This is a genomic window from Allosphingosinicella indica (genome assembly GCF_900177405.1).
Lineage (GTDB): Bacteria > Pseudomonadota > Alphaproteobacteria > Sphingomonadales > Sphingomonadaceae > Allosphingosinicella > Allosphingosinicella indica.
Window position 1 is genome coordinate 2017687 of the sequence record NZ_LT840185.1, and the last position, 17410, is coordinate 2035096.

The following is a 17410-nucleotide window of genomic DNA, read 5'->3' on the forward strand; positions in this document are numbered from 1 at the left end:
GCTGCAATTCCTAGAAGAGGTCGATGATGGTCTGCATAGTCTCGCGCGCGATCTGGATGATCCGCGCCGAGGCGCCATAGGCCTGCTGGTAACGCAGCAGATCCGCCGCCTCGCGATCGAGGTCGACGCCGATGATCTCGTCATGCGCGGCCAGCGCATTGTCGCGGCGGGTCGCGGCCGCGGCCGCTTCGGACCGCGCCGAGGCGAGCATCTGCGCATTGCCCGAGACGATCGATGCCCAGCGTGCCTCCGCGCCTCCCGTGCCGCGCAGTGCATCAAGCGCGAGAAGGTTGCCGTTCTCGGTGCCGTCCGCCGATTGCGCGGCGACCGCGCGCGGATCGGTGATGGCGACGGCAAGGTTGCGCGCGCCACCGCTCGCGTCGAGCATCGGCGCACCGGCATTGCCGTCGAGATCGGTGCCGGCCGCGGACCAGGCGTTGAGCGCGGTGGCGAAATCCGTGGTCAGCGCCTCAAGCGCCTGGCGGCGATCTGCGGTCGTGCCGGACATGTCGACCAGCCCGGCCAGCGTGCCGCTGCGGGCGGGCAAAATGCTCGTCGCGCCATTGGCCAGCATGCGGAGCGAAAGGCGTCCGTCGCTGGCCTGGGCCACGCTCACCTGCACCTTGCTGGCAGGGTCGAGCAAGGTCAGGCCCGCCGAGCCGGCGATCGTGAGGGTCGCGGTGCCCTTGTCGCCGATGCTGACATCGACGTCGATCCGCTTGGATATCGAGTCAATCAGCCGGTCGCGTTCGTCCTCCAGCGAGGCGAAGCTGCTGCGGCCGGGCGCCGCCTGGCGCAGCGCGACGTTCACCTCGGCCAGCGCGGCGAGATCGGCGTTGAGACCGTTGGCTTCGAGCTCGGCGGCGGCGCTGATGCCTTGTGACACCCGCTCAAGCGATGCCGCCGTATTGCGGATCGTGCCGGCGGCTTCGTTGAGCGCGTTGAGCATCGCCTGACGGCCGACCAGTTCCTTGGGGGTAGACGACAGCGACACGGCGGTGTTGTAGAAGGCGCCGATCAGGCTACCCACCGAGCTCTGCCCATCGCCGAGGCTCGTCTCGATCTCGGTGAGCCAGGTCGCGCGCGCGTTGGCGCGGCCTTCGGAAGAATTGGCGGCGCGTGCGTCTGCGGCGCGGAACATATCCCACGCGCGGTTGACCGAATTGGCTTCCACCCCGTTGAAGCGGAAGATCTCGGTATAGATCGGGTTGTTCGCGCCGCCGCGGACGCCAGCCTCGCGCAGCACGACCTCGCGCCGCGCGTAGCCCTTGGTCTCCGAATTGGCGACATTCTCTGCAATGATCGAGAGCGCCGTTCGATAGGCCGACACCCCCGATTTGCCGATGTTGAGAAGATCGCTGCTCATTCAGCCTTTCCCCCGTCCGCAGTCTGGGGCGTGCCCAGCTTCGCGCCGAACTGCCGCAACAGCAGATCGGCGATCCCGAAATTGCTTTTCTCAGCCATATTGTCGGCGAGCTTGGCGTCCGCCATCGACTGGAACTGCTCGGTAGAGCTGCTGCCGAAAAGCTCGTCCTCGGTGAGCTTCGCTTGCCGCATCGATCCGATCATCTGGCGCAGGAACACCGCCTCGAAGGCCTGTGCGGCCTGCTTGAGCGAAGCCACGCGCGCGGCGTCGCCGGCCCCGATGTCGGGACCGGCGGCCGGCTTGTTCGCGGGGGATGCGGCTCGCTCGATCACAGGACGACGAGCTCCGCCTTCATCGCGCCTGCCTGTTTCAAGGCTTCTAGGATCGCGACGAGATCCGACGGTGCGGCGCCGATGGCGTTCACCGCCTGGACGATCTCCGACAGCGAAGCGCCGGGGGCGAAGGCGAACATCGGCCGCGTTTCTTCCACGGCCTCGATCTGGCTCGATTCCTCGATCGCCGTGCGGCCACGCGAGAGCGGCGCCGGCTGGATGACACGCGGCTCTTCCTTCACCGCCACCGTCAGCTTGCCGTGGCTCACCGCCGCGGGGCTGATGCGCACGGCGCCGTTGATCACGACGGTGCCGGTGCGGGCGTTGACGATCACGCGCGCCGGCGCGTCGGCCGGATCGACGTTGAGATTCTCGATCCGCGCCATCATCTGCGTGCGGCTCTCTGCGCCCGGGGGCGCGTCGATCTGGATCGACACTGCGTCGATCGCGCGGGCGAGGCTGCCGCCGAGATTGCCGTTGATCGCCTGCGCGACGCGCTGGGCGGTGGTGAGATCCGCTTCGGCGAGGTTGAACATCAGGCTCGGCGCCGTGGCGAAGCCCGCATCGACCGCGCGCTCGACCGAGGCGCCGCCCGGAATGCGTCCCGCTGACGGCACGTTGACCGAGAGCTTCGATCCGTCCGCCGCCTCAACACCGAGGCCGCCGACGGCGAGGCTGCCCTGCGCCATCGCATAGATTTCATTGTCAGCACCGCGCAGCGGCGCCATCAGCAGCGTGCCGCCGCGCAGCGACTTCGCCTTGCCGAGCGCGGAGACGGTGACGTCGAGCCGCTGGCCGGGCTTGGCGAAGGCAGGAAGCTCGGCGGTGACCATCACCGCCGCGGCATTCTTGACCGCGGGGCTCACGCCCGGCGGCAGCGTCAGGCCGAAGCGCGAAGCGACGCCCTTCATGCCCTGCGTGGCGTAATCCAGGCTGTCGTCGCCCGTGCCCGCGAGACCGACGACGATGCCGTAGCCGGTGAGCTGGTTGGCGCGCAGGCCCTGGAACGTGCCCAGATCCTTGATCCGCGCGGCCCCGGCCGGGGAGGCGGCGAGCGCGATGCCGGCGAAGGCAGCGGCGATGAGGCGAAGAATGTTGCGCATCAGAACGGACTCACGACGGAGAAGAAGCGTTGCAGCCAGCCTTGCTTGCTGGCCCGGGCGATCTCGCCGCGACCCGAATAGGTGATCTTGGCGTCGGCGACGCGGGTCGAGGCGATGCGGTTGTCGGGGCCGATGTCGTTGGGCCGGACGAGACCGGATACCTGGACATATTCGTCGCCGCGGTTGAGCGTCACCAGCTTCTCGCCGCGGACCAGCATCGTTCCGTTGGGATAGACCTGGGCGACGGTCACGCTGATCTCCCCCGACAGCCGGTTCTCCTGCGCAGCGGACCCCTTGCCGGTGAACGACTGGTCGCCGCCCATCCTGGCATCGGTGGGGTTGAACAGCGACAGCGGCCCGGTCGTCGGCGCGGAGAGGCCGATCTCGCCGTTGCGGCCGGTGTTGGCCGAATTGGTCTTGGTCGCCTGCGTCCGCTCGACGAGCGCGATCGTGAGGATGTCCCCGACCTGCGCGGCGCGCGTACCGCTGGTGAGCGGCGAATAGCCGTGCGAGGCCTGGAAGATGGCGCCGTTCGACACCACCGGCGCCACGGGCGGCGGCGGCGCGAAGCTCGGCCGGTATTCCGCCGACGGCGGCCCGGCATGGCCGCCCATGCAGGCGGCGAGCAGGAGCATGGGGCCGAGCGCGGCCATCTTAAAGCTGCTGGTTCGCATTGCGGAGCATCTCGTCGGTTGCGGAGATCATCTTGGAATTCACTTCGTAAGCGCGCTGCGTTTCGATCATGTCGACCAGTTCCTGGACGACATTGACGTTCGATCCCTCGAGCATGCCCTGACGGATCGTGCCGCGGCCGTCGGTGCCGGCGCCGCCGACCTGCGGCGCGCCGCTGGCCTGCGTCTCGCGCAGCAGATTGTCGCCGATCGCCGCGAGGCCCGCCGGATTGACGAAGCGCGCAAGCTCGATCTGGCCGAGGTTGGTGGTCTCGGTCTGGCCCGGCAACGTCGCTGATACGGTGCCGTCGGCGCCGATCGTGATGCTGGTCGCGCCTTCCGGCACCTGGATCGCCGGCTGGATCGGCATGCCCGCGGAGGTCACGAGCTGGCCTTCCGGCGAGCGGTTGAAATTGCCGTCGCGGGTATAGCCGACCGAGCCGTCGGGCAGCGTCACCTGGAAGAAGCCGTCACCCTCGATTGCCATGTCGAGCGGGTTCTCGGTGGTCTGCAGCGCGCCTTGCGTGTTGAGCCGCGCGGTGCCGGACATCTGCACGCCGCTGCCGAGCGAAAGCCCGGTGGCGTAGCGGTTCTCGGCGGCCGACGGTGCGCCCGGCGCGGTCATCGTCTGATAGGCGAGCGTCTCGAACTGCGCGCGCTCGCGCTTGAATCCGATGGTGTTCACGTTCGCCAGATTGTTGGCGATGACGCGCATCTTGGTCGACTGCGCGTCGAGCCCCGTGCGGGCGACGTGGAGAGCGGCGTTCGTCATCAGTCAGGCTCCTTCGGCCTCAAGGCATCCGCATGAGATCGGCGCCCGAAGCGTCGATCTCGCGGGCGGTGGAAATCAATTTCATCTGCGTGTCCCAGGCGCGGCTGGCTTCGATCATGTCGACCAGCGCCTTGGTGGCTTCGACGTTCGAGCCTTCGAGGCTGCCGGAGATCACGCGCGCGCCGGGATCCTGCGGCAAGGCGCCGCCATTCTCGACGCGAAACAGGCCGTCCAGCGCCTTCACGATCTTCGAGCCGGTCGGCGACACGACCTTCAGCCGCTCGATCTCCTGCGGCTGCGCCGGATCGCCGCCCTCGGGCACGATCAGGATGCGGCCGTCCTTGTCGATGGTCACCTTATCGGCCGGGGGCAGGGTGATCGGCCCGCCTTCGCCCAGCACCGGAAATCCGTCGCCGGTCGTCAGCAGGCCGCTGTCGGAAAGCTGCAGGTCGCCGCGGCGCGTATAGGCCTCGTCGCCTTCGTTGGACTGCACCGCGAGGAGAGCGTCGCCCTCCAGCGCGATGTCGAGGTCGCGGCCCGTCTCGCTCACCGCGCCGCCGCGCATGTCCGCCGCCATCACCTCTCCGGTGGACGGCGCGCGCGATTGCAGCGCGGCGCCGCCCTGAAGCCAGAGCGGGCGCACGGCCGACATCTCGGCGCGAAAGCCCGTCGTATTGGCGTTGGCGAGGTTGTTCGCCGTTGTCGCCTGACGCGCCATCGCGCCGCGAAGCGCGGACAGTGAGGTGTATGCGAGCCGGTCCATCGTCTAGGTCCCGATCAGTTCCTGAGGTTCATGATGGCCTGGGTCATCGCGTTGGCGGTTTCGATCGCCTTCGCGTTCGCCTGGAAGTTGCGCTGCGCCGAGATCAGCGAAACGAGTTCCTCGGTGATGTCGACGTTCGCACGCTCCAGCGCGCCCGACTGAATCTTGCCGAAGCCGTCCTCGCCGGCGGTGCCGATCTGCGCGGGGCCGCTGTCGCCGGTCACCGACCAGGTCGCGTCTCCGCGCTGCTTGAGCCCCGCGGGGTTCGAGAAGTTCGCCATGATCAGCTTGCCGAGCGCCTGCGTCTCGCCGTTCGAGAAGGTGGCGGTGACGAGCCCGTCCTCGCCGATCGAGATGTCGTCCAGCTTGCCGGTCGAAAGCCCGTCCTGCTCGATCGAGGCGAGCGTGAAGGTGCCGGTCGACTGGTTCGAGGCCGAGCCGAAATCGAGCGAGATGGTCAGCGGCGCCGAGGCAGCCGCCGGCGAGACGGTGCTGAACGCGGTCGCGCTGGTCGGCGAGGTGATCGCGCCGCTGGCGTCAAATTCCAGACGCAGCGGGGTGGGTGTTGCGGAACCGGAATCCGCACTCGCCTGCTCATCACCAACGAAGAAATAGGCATCCCAGCTGTTCTGCGCGTCGCCGGCCGCGGTCGATTCGGTGCGGACGAAATAGATCGTCGCGGGGATCGCATTGCCCGCCGCGTCGTAGACGGTGGTCTGGGTCGACTGGTTGTAGCTGTTCGGATCGAGCCGGTCGAAGGTGTAGCCGCCCGAATACATCGCACGGTCTTCCGGGATGTCGGCGTTCGACGGCAGGCCGACCGAAAGATTCATCAAGGTGGTGGCGCGCGGCGTGCCCGAGGTGAGCGGAAGCTGCAGGTTGCGCGCGGCGCTGAGCCCGGTCGCGGTGACGTTGCCCTGCGCGTTGACGGGCAGAACCTGGACGTAGCCGGCGTTGGAATCGCGCAGGTAACGCTCCTGGTCGATCTTGAAGGCGCCGTTGCGGGTGAACTTGGTGTTGCCGCCGGTCAGCGCGTCGCGGGTGACGAAGAAGCCGTTGCCGCTGATCGCGAGATCGAGCTCGCGCGCGGAGGTTTCGAAGCCGCCCTGGCTGAATTGCTGCTCGATGCCCTTCAAGCGCGTGCCATTGCCCGGCGTGGTCTTGGACGAGGCGATGATGTCGCCGAACTGGGCGCGGCTCTTCTTGAAGCCGACCGAGCCGACGTTGGCGACGTTGTTCGACACGACGCCGAGGTCGGTCTGGGCGGCCTTGAGGCCCGAAAGCGAGGTGTAGAAGGACATGGCAACAAGCTCCTGGTGAGGAAAGGAGAGGGTGGTGTCAGGCGAGGCGGATGGCTTCCGCCGGTGAAAGGATGCCGAGGCCGGTGACGAGCATCGTCGTGCCGCCGTTGGCCGGGGACTGGATGCCGCCGATCGGCGTCCAGGTGGCGGTGCCGGCGGTGATCGCCTTGCCGCCGCCTGCAGCGTTGATCATGATCTTGAGCGGGCCGCCGGCGGCGGTTTCGCCGTCGGCGTTCTTGCCGTTCCAGTTGAACTGGACGACGCCCGCCTTCTGCGGCCCCAGCGTCTGGCTGTGGACCACGGCGCCGCTGGCGTCGACGTAGCTGACCGACACCTGATCGGCATCCTTGGGCAGCGCGATTTCGCCGGCGTAGGAACCGTCGCTGAGCGGCGCAGCGGTATCGGAATCGACCAGCATCGACCGGCCGATCCAGCTCGCCGCGTCGGTGAGGCGCGTGGGCGAGAGCTGCTCGGCGATCGCCGCTAGGCTCTTGTTCATTTCCGCGATGCCGGCGACCGAGGAGAATTGCGCCATCTGGGCGACCATCTGCTGGTTGTCGATCGGGTTGAACGGATCCTGGGTGGTGAGCTGCGTCGTCATCAGCTTCAGGAAATCGTTCTGGTCCAGCATGCCCGGCTTCTTCGTCTCCACGGCGGGAGACGGATTGCCGGTCTGCGTCCAGGACGTCGGGAGGTTGATATCGGTCATTGGCCCAGCTTCAGCGTATCGAGGGTGAGGGACTTGGCGGTCTGGAGGACCTGCACATTGTTCTGGTACTGGCGCGCGGCCTCGACCATCTCGACGAGCTCCGCGGCAGTATCGACGCCGGCTTCCCACACGTTGCCGTCTTTGTCGGCGAGCGGGTGGCCGGGCGAATGGCGCATCGTCGGCTCGACCTGCGCCTGGACGACGCGATCCACCTTGACGGTGGCGACGCCCGGCTGGTCGGTGACCGACTGGAACACCGGCTTCAGTGAACGGAACGCGGCATCCTTGCTGCCCGCGATCGATCCGGCGTTGGCGAGATTCGACGCGGTGGTGTTCAAACGCAGGAGCTGCGCGCTCATCGCGCGGCCTGCGATATCGAAGACGTTCATCGGCTTCATCGGATCACTCCCCCTTCAGCGCGCGCTTGAGCGTCGAGATGCGGCCTTCGAGGAAGGCGAGCGACGTGCGGTACTGCACGGCATTCTCGGCGAAGAGCGTCTGCTCGGTGGACAGCTCGACCGTATTGCCGTCGAGCGAAGGCGAGATCGGGATGCGGTAGCCGACGGAATTTTCGGCCGCCTGGTTGGCGCCCATCCCGTTCGAGACCTGCTTCATCGCCGTCTCGAAATCGAGGTCGCGCGCTTTGTAGCCGGGCGTCGCCGCGTTCGCGATGTTCGAGGCGAGCAGCGACAGGCGCTGCGAGCGCACCGCCAAGGCCGCGCCGTGAACCCCGAACAGGGAATTTCCGTCTGCCATCGTTCGAACCCCTAAAAGTCCAGCCTCATGTGTCGTTATTCAGACACGGTGAGGCGTGATGCCGCAGCCCGATGCAATGGCCATGCCAATTGCGCGGGGCCACGCCCGTTCGCGCTCCCCGCAGAGAGCGCAGGCGGGCGGGCGGCAAAGCGTTGCCGGATGGACGGCAAGAAATTGCCGGTCTTGCCGGTCGTGGGAGGAGGGAGAGCGCTGTGATCCAGTGGGCGGTGCGTTTGTTCGATCCGCTCTCCTTCCTCCTCGTCGCGGGCGGTGCGCTGATGATCGCGATCGTCCGCCACAGCCGCCACGATCTGTGGCGTGCGTTCGGCGCCCTCCGGCCGCTGTTCCGCGATGACCCCGAACGCGATGCCGATGCCGCGCGCCACGCCGTCCGGCAGATCGCCCACATCGCCGATTTGAAAGGCACGGTCTGCGCAGACCGCGTGCGCGGAGCAGGCGCCTTCGTGCGCCGTGCCGCCATCCAGCTTGCCAATTCCCACACGCCGGATGATTTCCGCGAATGGGCGGATCATGATTTGTCGCGCCGCGCCGCGCGTCACGCCGGCGCCGCGTCCTTCTGGCGCGCGATCGCCGATGCCGCGCCCTCGGCGGGGATGATCGGCACGGTGATCGGTCTCATCGGCATGTTCGCGGCGATGGAGGATCCCGCGCGGATGGGCGCGCCGATGGCGCTCGCCTTGCTCACCACGCTCTACGGGCTGCTGTTCTCGGCGGTGATCGCCGGGCCGATCGCGGCACGGCTCGAGCGTTTGTCGGAGGCCGAGCTCGCCTGGCAGCGCGCTGTGATCGACAAGCTCGACACCCTTGCGCGTGCCGAGGCACTGGCGATTCACCCGGCGCATCCCGCACACCGATTGCTGCGAGTCGCGGGATGACTGGCCGCGCGGTGCCGCGCTGGGCGCTGAGCTTCGCCGATCTGATGCTTCTGCTGCTCTGCTTCTTCGTTATGCTCTATGCGAGCACGGCGAACATGCGCGATGTCGCGGCGAGCACGCGTGCAGCCTTCGGCGGCGAGGCATCGGCCGCGGCGCTTCTCGACGGCGATGCGGCTGCCATGTTCGAGCCGGGCGAGGCGCGCCTTGTCGCTCCCGCGCGCGAGCGTCTGCGCGCGATAGGCGCTCGGGCGCACACGTCCGGCTGGACGCTGACCGTCGAAAGCATCGGCCGTGACGCCACCACGCGCCGCTTCGACGGGTGGGAGCTGGCGGCAGCGCGTGCTGCTGCCGTCGTGCGCGGCCTGCAGGCGGGCGGTCTCGCCGAGGATCGCGTCGAGATCGCTATGCCCTCGCGCGGTCCGGAGACGGGGCAGCGCCTGACCATCCGGCACTAAAGACGTCTGGCACGGCTGTTGCTTCAATGGCGGCGAAGCCATTGGAGATTATCATGACGACGGTTTTCCGACGCGCGCCGCTGGCCGCCATCCTGCTCGCCGCGCCCGCGCTGGCTGCAGGCGGCTTCCAGGATCTGGACGCGCTCGAAATCCAGACGGTCGCGACGCTGGGCGCCGGCATCGGCGAGCCGGGCGGTCCCGCCCGCCCGATCGACCGCCGCCTCAAGCTCGCCGCCTGCCCAGGCATGGTATCGATCGATCCGGGGCAGCTCGGTGCGGCGACCTTGCGCTGCGAAGCGCTCGGCTGGCGTATCCGCGTGCCGCTGATGCGCGACACGCAGGCCGCAGTCGTCATGGCGGCGAAGACCGAGCCGGTCATCCGTCGCGGCGATCAGGTCGAGCTCGTCGCGCTGGCCGGCAGCTTCCAGGTCAGCACGCTCGCCACCGCCGAACAGGACGGCGCGCCGGGCGATCGCATTCGCCTGCGCACCGATCGCAAGACCGCCGTTTCCGGCCAGGTTTTGGCCGACGGCCGCGTCGCGTTACCGGGATTTAAGTAATTTCCGTACGCGCCGTTAAAGGATTCAAGTCGCGGGATACCGCGTTGGGAAGGACAGGACGATGATCGACGGATTGGGCAGGGTCGGAGCCGGACGGGTCGAACCCGCCCGCGTTGCGCTCGACAAGACGCAGGCTTCGGCAAAGGCCGGTGATGCGCTGGCGCAGGGCGCTTCGGGCGCACCGGCGACCGCGGCGGCGACGCTCGCGCAGTCGGGCCCGCCGGTGGACTCCGCGAAGGTCGCGGCAATCCGCGCTGCGATCGCCGAGGGCCGCTACCCGGTCGATGCCGACCGGATCGCCGAGCGCATGATCGCGCTCGATCTGCCGGAGCGTTTCAGCGCATGATCCTCGACGCGCTGGCGCGGCTGGAGGCGGCACAGCACGCCTTCATCGCCGCGCTCGATACCTCTGATCTGACTGCCCTGCAGGCGGCCGCCGAAGAGACGCGCGCGGCTCTTTCCGACATCCGCGTCGACGAGACGCTGCGCGACCAGCCGCAGGTGCGCGACCGCGCCCAGGCAGTGATGGCACTGATCGAAGCCGCCGCGATGCGCGTCAATTTCCTGACGGACAGCAACACCCGGCGCATCCAGGCGCTTGCCGCCGCCACCGGCACCGATCGCGTGCCGGCCTATACTGCCGCAGGCCGCATCGCCGCCTGACGCGCGCGCTGCTCCGGCGGCTCAAATCCCTGCGTTCGATCCGCGCCGGCACCCGCCGGTGTTTTGCGTTGTAGAGCCTGTCTCGGTGCCGCGGCTGACTTGGCATGGCCGTTGCAACGTCGCTTTTTATGAGCACTGGTTACGTCAGCTTTCCGACGACACGCGACACTTTCGCCGGCGCCGATGGGCGCATCGGCGGGGCGATCGCGCGCGCCGCCGAGCGCACCGGCGTCGATTTCTCCTACCTGTTCCATCAAGCGAAGATCGAAAGCAGCCTCAACCCGAACGCGCGCGCCCGCACGTCGAGCGCGACGGGCCTCTTCCAGTTCATTGACCAGACCTGGCTCGCCACCGTCAAGAAGCACGGATCGGAGCATGGTCTCGGCTGGGCGGCGGACGGCATCCGTCAGGGATCGAACGGCCGCTATCACGTCGCCGATCCCGGCCTGCGCAGCGCGATCCTCGATCTGCGCCGCGATCCCGAGGCCGCTTCGGCGATGGCGGGTGAGTTCGCCGCCGACAACCAGCAGTATCTCGAACGGCGCCTCGACCGCCCGGTGGAATCGGTCGATCTCTATCTCGCCCATTTCCTGGGCGCCGGCGGCGCCGCGAAATTCCTTCAAGCGCATGACGCCAACCCGCAAGCCTCGGCCGCATCGATCTTCCCGGCCGCCGCGCGCACCAACCGCGGCGTCTTTTTCAACCGTGACGGCTCGGCGCGCAGCTTCGCCGAAGTGCGCGATCGCTTCGCCGCCAAGCTGGGCGGGGAGGGCGGTCCGCTGCCCTCGCGCGGGCCGGCGCTCGAACAATCGGCCGAGGTCCGCATGGCGGCGCTCGAGACCGGCGCGATGGCCGGCCAGCGCACCGCCCCGACGCCGCAATATGCGCGGCTCGCTTATCTCATGCTCGCGCAGCTCGGAGCGTAACTAGATGGCCACTGCTCCCGTCAACCGTGCGATCTGGGTGAGCGCCGCCAAGGGCGCCATCCTGCCCATCGCCGCGCTGCTGCTCATCACTCTGATGGTCGTGCCGATCCCGGCGTTCCTGCTGGACGTCGGCTTCGTCGCCAACATCATGATCAGCCTCGCGGTGCTGATGGTGGCGCTGAACGCCGCCAAGCCGCTCGATTTCTCGTCCTTCCCGACGGTGCTGCTGTTCGCCACCCTGTTCCGCCTCGGCCTCAACGTCGCCTCGACGCGCGTGGTGCTCGTCGACGGGCACACCGGCCACGATGCTGCAGGTCAGGTGATCGCGGCGTTCGGCAATTTCCTCATCGGCGGCGATTATGCCGTCGGCATCTTCGTCTTCGCGATCCTGATGATCATCAACCTAGTGGTCATCACCAAGGGCGCAGGCCGCGTCTCGGAAGTCAGCGCGCGCTTCACCCTCGATGCGATGCCCGGCAAGCAGATGGCGATCGACGCCGATCTCAACGCCGGCCTGCTTACTCCGGACGAAGCCAAGCTCCGCCGCCAGGAGGTCGCCACCGAAGCGGACTTCTACGGCTCGATGGACGGTGCGTCGAAGTTCGTGAAGGGCGACGCCATCGCGGGCGTGCTCATTCTCGTGATCAATATCGTTGGCGGCCTGGTGCTGGGCACCGTCAGCCACGGCCTGTCGCTGGGTCAGGCGGCCGAAACCTATGTGCTGCTCGCGATCGGCGATGCGCTGGTCGCCTGCGTTCCCGCGCTGCTGCTCTCGATCGCCGCCGCCTCGATCGTCACCCGCGTCTCCTCGCCGCTCGATCTCTCGGGCCAGATCGCCAGCCAGTTCGGCTCGGCGCGCGCCTGGACCCCGGTCGCCGCAATCCTCGCTTTCCTCGGCGTGCTTCCAGGCATGCCGCACTTCGTGATCCTGCCCGCCGCGGCGCTCGCCGGCTTTGCCGCGTGGAAGCTCAAGGGCAAAGCCGACGAAGCAGCCTTGGCCGACGAGGCGGAACCTGCGCTCCCCGCGGTCAACCCCAGCGTCATCGGCTGGGAGGAAGTTTCCGACGGCGCGGCGCTGAGCCTGGAACTCGGCTACGGCCTCGTCAGCCTCGTCGACGAGCGCAAGGGCGCGCCGTTGATGGCCCGCATCACCGGCATCCGCCGCCAGCTCAGCCGCGAACTCGGCTTCGTGGTGCCGATGGTCCGCGTGCGCGACAATCTCGCGCTCGGCCCCAACAGCTATCGCATCAGCGTCGCCGGCGTGGCCTGCGGCGAGGACGAGATCTGGCCGGAGGATCTGCTCGCGCTGGATTCGGGCGATCTCCTCTCGACGATCGACGGCCGTATCGCGCGCGATCCCACCTTCGGCCTCGATGCCGTCTGGATCGCACCTGCGCAGCGTGCCGATGCGGTGGTGGCGGGCTACACCGTCGTCGATCCGCCGACCGTGGTCGCGACCCATCTCAATCACATCGTCCAGTGCTGCGCGGCCGAGCTGTTCGGCATGGACGAGGCGCAGAAACTGCTCGACGCGCTGAAGGAAGTCTCGCCGCAGCTCGTCGCCGGCCTCACGCCGCAGCCGCTGCCGCTGGCGTCGATCGCCGCGCTCTGCCGCTCGCTGCTCGCCGAGCGCGTGCCCCTCAAGGATTTCCGCCGCATCGCCGAGGCGATGGTCGATGCCGCCCGCGACGAAAGCGATCCGGTGCAGCTCGTCGAGGCGGTCCGCCAGCGGATCGGCGCGCTCATCATCCAGACGATCGTGCCTGTGAAGATGCCGCTCCCCGTGCTGACGCTCGACACCGGTCTCGAAAGCCTGCTCAACCAGGCGGTGCGCGCCGGCAAGGACGCGGTCCACCCGATCGAGCCCGGGCTTGCGCAGAAGATCGTCCAGGCGGTCAGCGAAGCTGCCGGCCCGTTGCTCGGCGAGGCGCGCCGCTTCGCGATGGTCACTTCGCCGGTCGCGCGCCGCGCGCTCGCCCGTCTGCTCGGCCCGCACATCCCCGATGTGCCGGTGCTCTCCTTCCTCGAAATTCCCGACGGCAAGCCCGTCGAGGTTGTCGCCGTCGTCGGCGGCAATGCGAACCAGGCCCTGCTGCCTATGGAGGCGACTGCGTGAACTTTCGTCGTGACCGGAATGCCCGCGTGATTTGCGTGACGAGCGGCAAGGGAGGCGTCGGCAAGACCAACGTCAGCGTCAATCTTGCGACCGCGCTCGCCGCGATGGGCCGCAAGACGATGCTGGTCGATGGCGATGTCGGCCTCGCCAATGCCAACATCCTCCTCGGCCTCAATGCGCCGACCACGATCGCCGATCTCATCACGCGCAATGCGTGCATGAAGGACGTGGTGATCGAAGGACCGTCGGGCCTGTGCGTCGTTCCCGGCCACAGCGGCAGCGGCGTCAGCCTTGCGATGCCCGCGTCGGACCGCCGCCGGCTCGCCGAGGCCTTCCGGCCCTATGCCGACCGGCTCGATCATATCGTCGTCGATACCGCATCGGGCATACATGCCGAGACGCTCGAGCTGGTCGCCGATTCCGATACCGTGCTCCTCGTCCTCAACGACGAGCCGACCGCCTTCATGGACGCCTATGCGATGGTGAAGGTGCTCGCCTCCGATCACGGCTGCGCCGAGATCGCGATCGTCACCAACATGGTCGCGAGCGATCATAGCGGGCGCGAGCTGTTTCGCCATTTCAAGGAAGTGGTGCGCCGCTTCCTGCGCGTCGATCTCGTCCACCTGGGCTCCGTCCCGCGCGACAATCACGTGCGCGAGGCGGTGTTCCGCAAACGCTGCCTGGTCGAAGCCTTTCCGGGCGCCCGCGCGAGCGTCGCCTTCAACAAGCTCGCGCGGCGGTTCGTCGATCGCGTCACGCCGCCGACGATCGGCGGTCATCGTTTCTTCGGGCTGGAGGAGGCGTTGAGTGGCGCTTGCTGAATCCCGCTACGAGCCGGTCGCGACCTATCAGCGCCGCCCGTCCAAACCGACGCCGGAAAGCCTGGTGCGCGGCCACATGGCGCTCGTCCGCAAGATCGCCTGGCACGTCCACGGCCGCGTTTCGAGCGCGATCGAGGTCGAGGATCTCGTCCAGATCGGCATGATCGCGCTGGTCGAGGCGGCGAACGGCTACGATGATCGCGGCCACGCCTTTGCAACCTATGCCTCGATGCGCATCCGCGGTGCGATGATCGATCATCTGCGCCGCCAGGCGACGATCTGCCGTTCGGCCATGGTCCGCCGCCGTGAGATGGAAGCGACCCGCAAGCGCCTCGAAGCGCGGCTCGGCCGATCGCCCGATGAAGCGGAGATGGCGGCCGAGATGAACCTCGACGCCGTCGCTTATCGCGAGATGGTCGATGAAACGCAGTCGGTCCACCAGGAATCGCTCGACGAAGTCTATTCCGATCATTCGATGTGGTTCGCCGATGTCGAGGATCGTGCCGACGAGCAATTGGAGCAGGGCGCGCTGCGCAAGGCGATTGCCGAGGGCATCCGCTCGCTCCCCGAGCGCGACGGCATGGTGCTCCAGCTCTATTTCGTTGAGGAAATGAACCTCGAGGAAATCGGCCAGACGCTCGGCATCGGCGCCGCGCGCGTCTGCCAGATCAAGAAGGCCGCGCTCGACAAGCTGCGCGCCAATCTCGCCGACTGGACCTGAGCGCAGACGCGCAATCCAATTTTCTACCGGAGACGCCACGACATGAAGACCTCCGTCCGCGCCCATCAGATCGCCGGCTTGCTCGATCAGGCCCCCGAGGGCGTTCGCGTGCTTTCGCTCGACTGTTTCGACACCTTGCTGTGGCGCAACACCCATGCGCCGCACGACGTGTTCGCCGATCTCGAGCTGGAAGGCGGCGCCGTCTGGCCGCGGATGCGCGCCGAGAACCGCGCGCGTCGTGCGTCGCGGGTGAGCGCGCAGGGCGAGGTCACGATCGAGGATATCTATCGCCAGATGTGGCCGTCCGCCGATGAGGCGGCGATCACTGCTGCGATCGATACCGAACTCGATGCCGAGGCGCGCCACTGCTTCGGCTTCGCACCCACCGCCGATCTGATCCGCGCCGCCAAGGCGAAGGGCATGCAGATCGTCGTCGTCAGCGACACCTATCTCAACGAGCCGCAGCTCCGCACCCTCATTGGGCGCGCCGCGGGTGACGAGGTCGCCGGGCTGATCGATCGCATCTTCTGTTCGTGCGAATATGGCGTGAACAAGCATGACGGCCTGTTCGAGCATGTCCTCGGCGCGCTCGGCGTTCCTGGCGAAGCTGTGCTCCACGTCGGCGACAACAAGGCGGCGGACCAGGATGGCCCCGAGCCGTTCGGCGTCCACACCGCGCACCTCGTCCAGTTCGACGCCGAATGCGTCCAGCGCCTCCGCATGGAAGCCGCGGCGGCGTCGCTGATCGACGATCGCATCCGCTCGACCGCTCCGGCCTATCAGCCGCACCGCGCACAGATCGCGCTGCGCGAGAATGACGATCCGGTCTGGGCGCTCGGCCACGACGTGCTCGGCCCGGTGATGCACGCCTTCGCCGCATGGGTGAAGGACGAGGCCGCCGAAATGGCGGAGCGGACCGGCAAGCCGGTGAAGCTGCTGTTCCTGCTCCGCGACGGTTACCTTCCCCAGCGCGTGTTCGAAGCCGCATTCGGCGCGGCCGGCGCGGCGGTGGAGATCAGCCGCTTCACCGCGCGCAAGGCGAGCTTCGACGGACCGGCAGCGATCACCAATTTTCTGACCGGCCAGAACGATCACGGCCGTCTCGACATCCTCGGCCGGCAGATGCTGCTGTCCAATGTCGAAGCCATGAAGCTGTGTGACAATCGCGGCGGGAAGGCCGGGCAGCGGCTATTCGCCAAGAATGCGCTGCACCCGCGCAACGTCGCCAAGGTGGTCGAGCGTTCGTCGGCTTTCGCGGAGCGCCTTTGCGCGCATGTCCGCAACGTCGGCGGTGTCGAGGATGGCGATGCGGTGATGCTTGTCGATCTCGGCTACAACGGCACCGTCCAGAACATGATCCAGCCGGTGCTCGAAGAGCGCATGAACCTCACCGTCGCCGGCCGCTACCTGCTGCTGCGCGAAGAAAGCTTCTCCGGTCTCGACAAGAAGGGCTTCTTCGATCAGCGCCACTATGATCATCGCGTGCTCCACGCGCTGTCGGGGCCGATCGCGGTGATCGAGCAGATCTGCACGATCGAGCAGGGCTCGGTCGTCGATTACGCCCCCGACGGCGAAGCACGCCGCAAGGCGTCCGACGTCAAGGGCGGGCAGAACGACACGCGCGACCGCATCCAGGAGGCGTGCGTCGCCTTCGCGGGCGAAGTCGGCGCCGGCTTCCTTACCGCGCCGAAATCGGACGATGCTGAATGCCGCCGCGCGATGGCCGGCGCAATCCTGGCACGGCTGCTGTTCCTGCCGACGGCGTCGGAGGTCGAGCTGTTCCAGCGCTTCCATCACGACGTCAATCTCGGCACGAGCGATCTCGTTCAGATGCTCGACATCGACGCATCGACATCCGGGCTGCGCCGCCGTGGCCCGTCCTATCTCAACGATGCCTATCGCATCTATCTGCCGGGCGAGCTCCAGCCGCACGGCCTGCCGCTCAACCTGGCGCTGTTCAGCGTGCAGCGCTTCGGCATCGATCTTCGCACCAGCGATTTCCAGGTGGGGCAGGTGAGCTTCCCGGCCTTCGTCGCGGACAACAAGAGCCAGACGACGATCCGCGTCTCCGCGCATCCGACGCACGACGGCTATTATCTCGCCACCGTGCCGGTCGGTGCGGGCCGCTTCGCGGTCGGCATCCAGCTCGGCGCTTTGTGCGAATGGGTGCAGATCGACGAGGTCGGTTTCTACCCGGTCGACGGATTCATCCCGCAGAAGGAAGGCGAGCGCGCGACGATGCTCCCCGCCGAGGTGGTACGCGACGGCATGCACGAGCAGGCGTCCGGCCTGTTCCGCTGCGACGCCGGCGCATTGATGCTGACTCCGCCGCCCGCCAAGGTGAGCGAGCCGCATCTCCTCTCCATCGTCTTCCGCCCGCTCGTCTGGCGCGAAGTGGCGGAGATGAAGCAGGCCGCCTGAGGCAATTCACCTCCTACCGACACACGAGAGGGCGCCCGGCATCGGGCGCCCTCTTTTG

The 17410-nt window shown here is 67.8% G+C and carries 20 protein-coding genes; 10 read left to right on the top strand and 10 right to left on the bottom strand.

Going from position 1 to position 17410, the window contains the following annotated elements:
* Positions 1–10 precede the first annotated feature (10 nt).
* The 10 genes from flgK to flgB are packed head-to-tail and all read right to left on the bottom strand — an operon-like array spanning position 11 to position 7773.
* Positions 11–1366 carry a flagellar hook-associated protein FlgK gene (gene flgK, locus B9N75_RS09945; protein ID WP_085218660.1) on the bottom strand — a complete coding sequence of 452 codons (1356 nt, stop codon included), beginning with the start codon at positions 1364–1366 and terminating at the stop codon, positions 11–13.
* Positions 1363–1698, bottom strand: coding sequence for a rod-binding protein (locus tag B9N75_RS14360; RefSeq protein WP_244552321.1), 336 nt, complete (start codon positions 1696–1698; stop codon positions 1363–1365). Before B9N75_RS14360 ends, flgK begins: the two co-directional genes overlap by 4 nt.
* Positions 1695–2801 (bottom strand): flagellar basal body P-ring protein FlgI, encoded by a 1107-nt coding sequence (locus B9N75_RS09955; RefSeq protein WP_085218661.1) that lies wholly within the window; start codon positions 2799–2801, stop codon positions 1695–1697. The genes B9N75_RS14360 and B9N75_RS09955 overlap by 4 nt, the downstream gene beginning before the upstream one ends.
* Positions 2801–3475, bottom strand: coding sequence for a flagellar basal body L-ring protein FlgH (locus B9N75_RS09960; RefSeq protein WP_085218662.1), 675 nt, complete (start codon positions 3473–3475; stop codon positions 2801–2803). The genes B9N75_RS09955 and B9N75_RS09960 overlap by 1 nt, the downstream gene beginning before the upstream one ends.
* Positions 3456–4244, bottom strand: a complete 789-nt coding sequence (gene flgG / locus B9N75_RS09965) for a flagellar basal-body rod protein FlgG (protein ID WP_072047231.1) — start codon at positions 4242–4244, stop codon at positions 3456–3458. Before flgG ends, B9N75_RS09960 begins: the two co-directional genes overlap by 20 nt.
* A 19-nt stretch (positions 4245–4263) precedes the next feature.
* The gene (gene flgF / locus B9N75_RS09970; protein ID WP_085218663.1) at positions 4264–5007 is read right to left on the bottom strand and encodes a flagellar basal-body rod protein FlgF; all 744 of its coding nucleotides are present in this window, start codon (positions 5005–5007) and stop codon (positions 4264–4266) included.
* 14 nt (positions 5008–5021) lie between these two features.
* Positions 5022–6308 carry a flagellar hook protein FlgE gene (locus B9N75_RS09975; protein ID WP_085218664.1) on the bottom strand — a complete coding sequence of 429 codons (1287 nt, stop codon included), beginning with the start codon at positions 6306–6308 and terminating at the stop codon, positions 5022–5024.
* A 37-nt stretch (positions 6309–6345) separates the two neighbouring features.
* Positions 6346–7017: a flagellar hook assembly protein FlgD gene (locus B9N75_RS09980; protein ID WP_085218665.1), complete on the bottom strand. Its 672-nt coding sequence runs from the start codon at positions 7015–7017 to the stop codon at positions 6346–6348.
* Positions 7014–7406, bottom strand: a complete 393-nt coding sequence (gene flgC, locus B9N75_RS09985; protein WP_085219543.1) for a flagellar basal body rod protein FlgC — start codon at positions 7404–7406, stop codon at positions 7014–7016. The genes B9N75_RS09980 and flgC overlap by 4 nt, the downstream gene beginning before the upstream one ends.
* A 13-nt stretch (positions 7407–7419) precedes the next feature.
* Positions 7420–7773, bottom strand: a complete 354-nt coding sequence (gene flgB / locus B9N75_RS09990; protein ID WP_085218666.1) for a flagellar basal body rod protein FlgB — start codon at positions 7771–7773, stop codon at positions 7420–7422.
* A gap of 212 nt (positions 7774–7985) precedes the next feature.
* Between flgB and B9N75_RS09995 the strand changes: the two genes are divergently transcribed.
* The 10 genes from B9N75_RS09995 (at position 7986) to B9N75_RS10040 (ending at position 17352) form a co-directional block, all read left to right on the top strand.
* Entirely contained in the window at positions 7986–8669 is a 684-nt protein-coding gene (locus tag B9N75_RS09995) for a motility protein A (protein ID WP_244552322.1), read from the top strand.
* On the top strand, positions 8666–9124 hold the full coding sequence (locus B9N75_RS10000; protein WP_085218667.1) for a flagellar motor protein MotB: 459 nt from the start codon (positions 8666–8668) through the stop codon (positions 9122–9124). The genes B9N75_RS09995 and B9N75_RS10000 overlap by 4 nt, the downstream gene beginning before the upstream one ends.
* A 53-nt stretch (positions 9125–9177) precedes the next feature.
* A complete protein-coding gene (locus tag B9N75_RS10005) occupies positions 9178–9684 on the top strand; it encodes a flagella basal body P-ring formation protein FlgA (protein ID WP_085219547.1) in 507 nt (168 codons plus the stop codon).
* Between the two features lie 61 nt (positions 9685–9745).
* Positions 9746–10030: a flagellar biosynthesis anti-sigma factor FlgM gene (gene flgM, locus B9N75_RS10010; RefSeq protein WP_085218668.1), complete on the top strand. Its 285-nt coding sequence runs from the start codon at positions 9746–9748 to the stop codon at positions 10028–10030.
* The gene (locus B9N75_RS10015; RefSeq protein ID WP_085218669.1) at positions 10027–10347 is read left to right on the top strand and encodes a hypothetical protein; all 321 of its coding nucleotides are present in this window, start codon (positions 10027–10029) and stop codon (positions 10345–10347) included. Before flgM ends, B9N75_RS10015 begins: the two co-directional genes overlap by 4 nt.
* Positions 10348–10475: 128 nt before the next feature.
* Entirely contained in the window at positions 10476–11273 is a 798-nt protein-coding gene (locus tag B9N75_RS10020; protein WP_085218670.1) for a transglycosylase SLT domain-containing protein, read from the top strand.
* A gap of 4 nt (positions 11274–11277) precedes the next feature.
* A complete protein-coding gene (gene flhA / locus B9N75_RS10025) occupies positions 11278–13389 on the top strand; it encodes a flagellar biosynthesis protein FlhA (protein ID WP_085218671.1) in 2112 nt (703 codons plus the stop codon).
* Positions 13386–14210, top strand: a complete 825-nt coding sequence (locus B9N75_RS10030; protein WP_085218672.1) for a MinD/ParA family protein — start codon at positions 13386–13388, stop codon at positions 14208–14210. The genes flhA and B9N75_RS10030 overlap by 4 nt, the downstream gene beginning before the upstream one ends.
* A complete protein-coding gene (locus tag B9N75_RS10035) occupies positions 14197–14931 on the top strand; it encodes a sigma-70 family RNA polymerase sigma factor (protein ID WP_085218673.1) in 735 nt (244 codons plus the stop codon). The genes B9N75_RS10030 and B9N75_RS10035 overlap by 14 nt, the downstream gene beginning before the upstream one ends.
* Positions 14932–14973: 42 nt before the next feature.
* On the top strand, positions 14974–17352 hold the full coding sequence (locus tag B9N75_RS10040) for an HAD family hydrolase (RefSeq protein ID WP_085218674.1): 2379 nt from the start codon (positions 14974–14976) through the stop codon (positions 17350–17352).
* Positions 17353–17410: the final 58 nt, after the last annotated feature.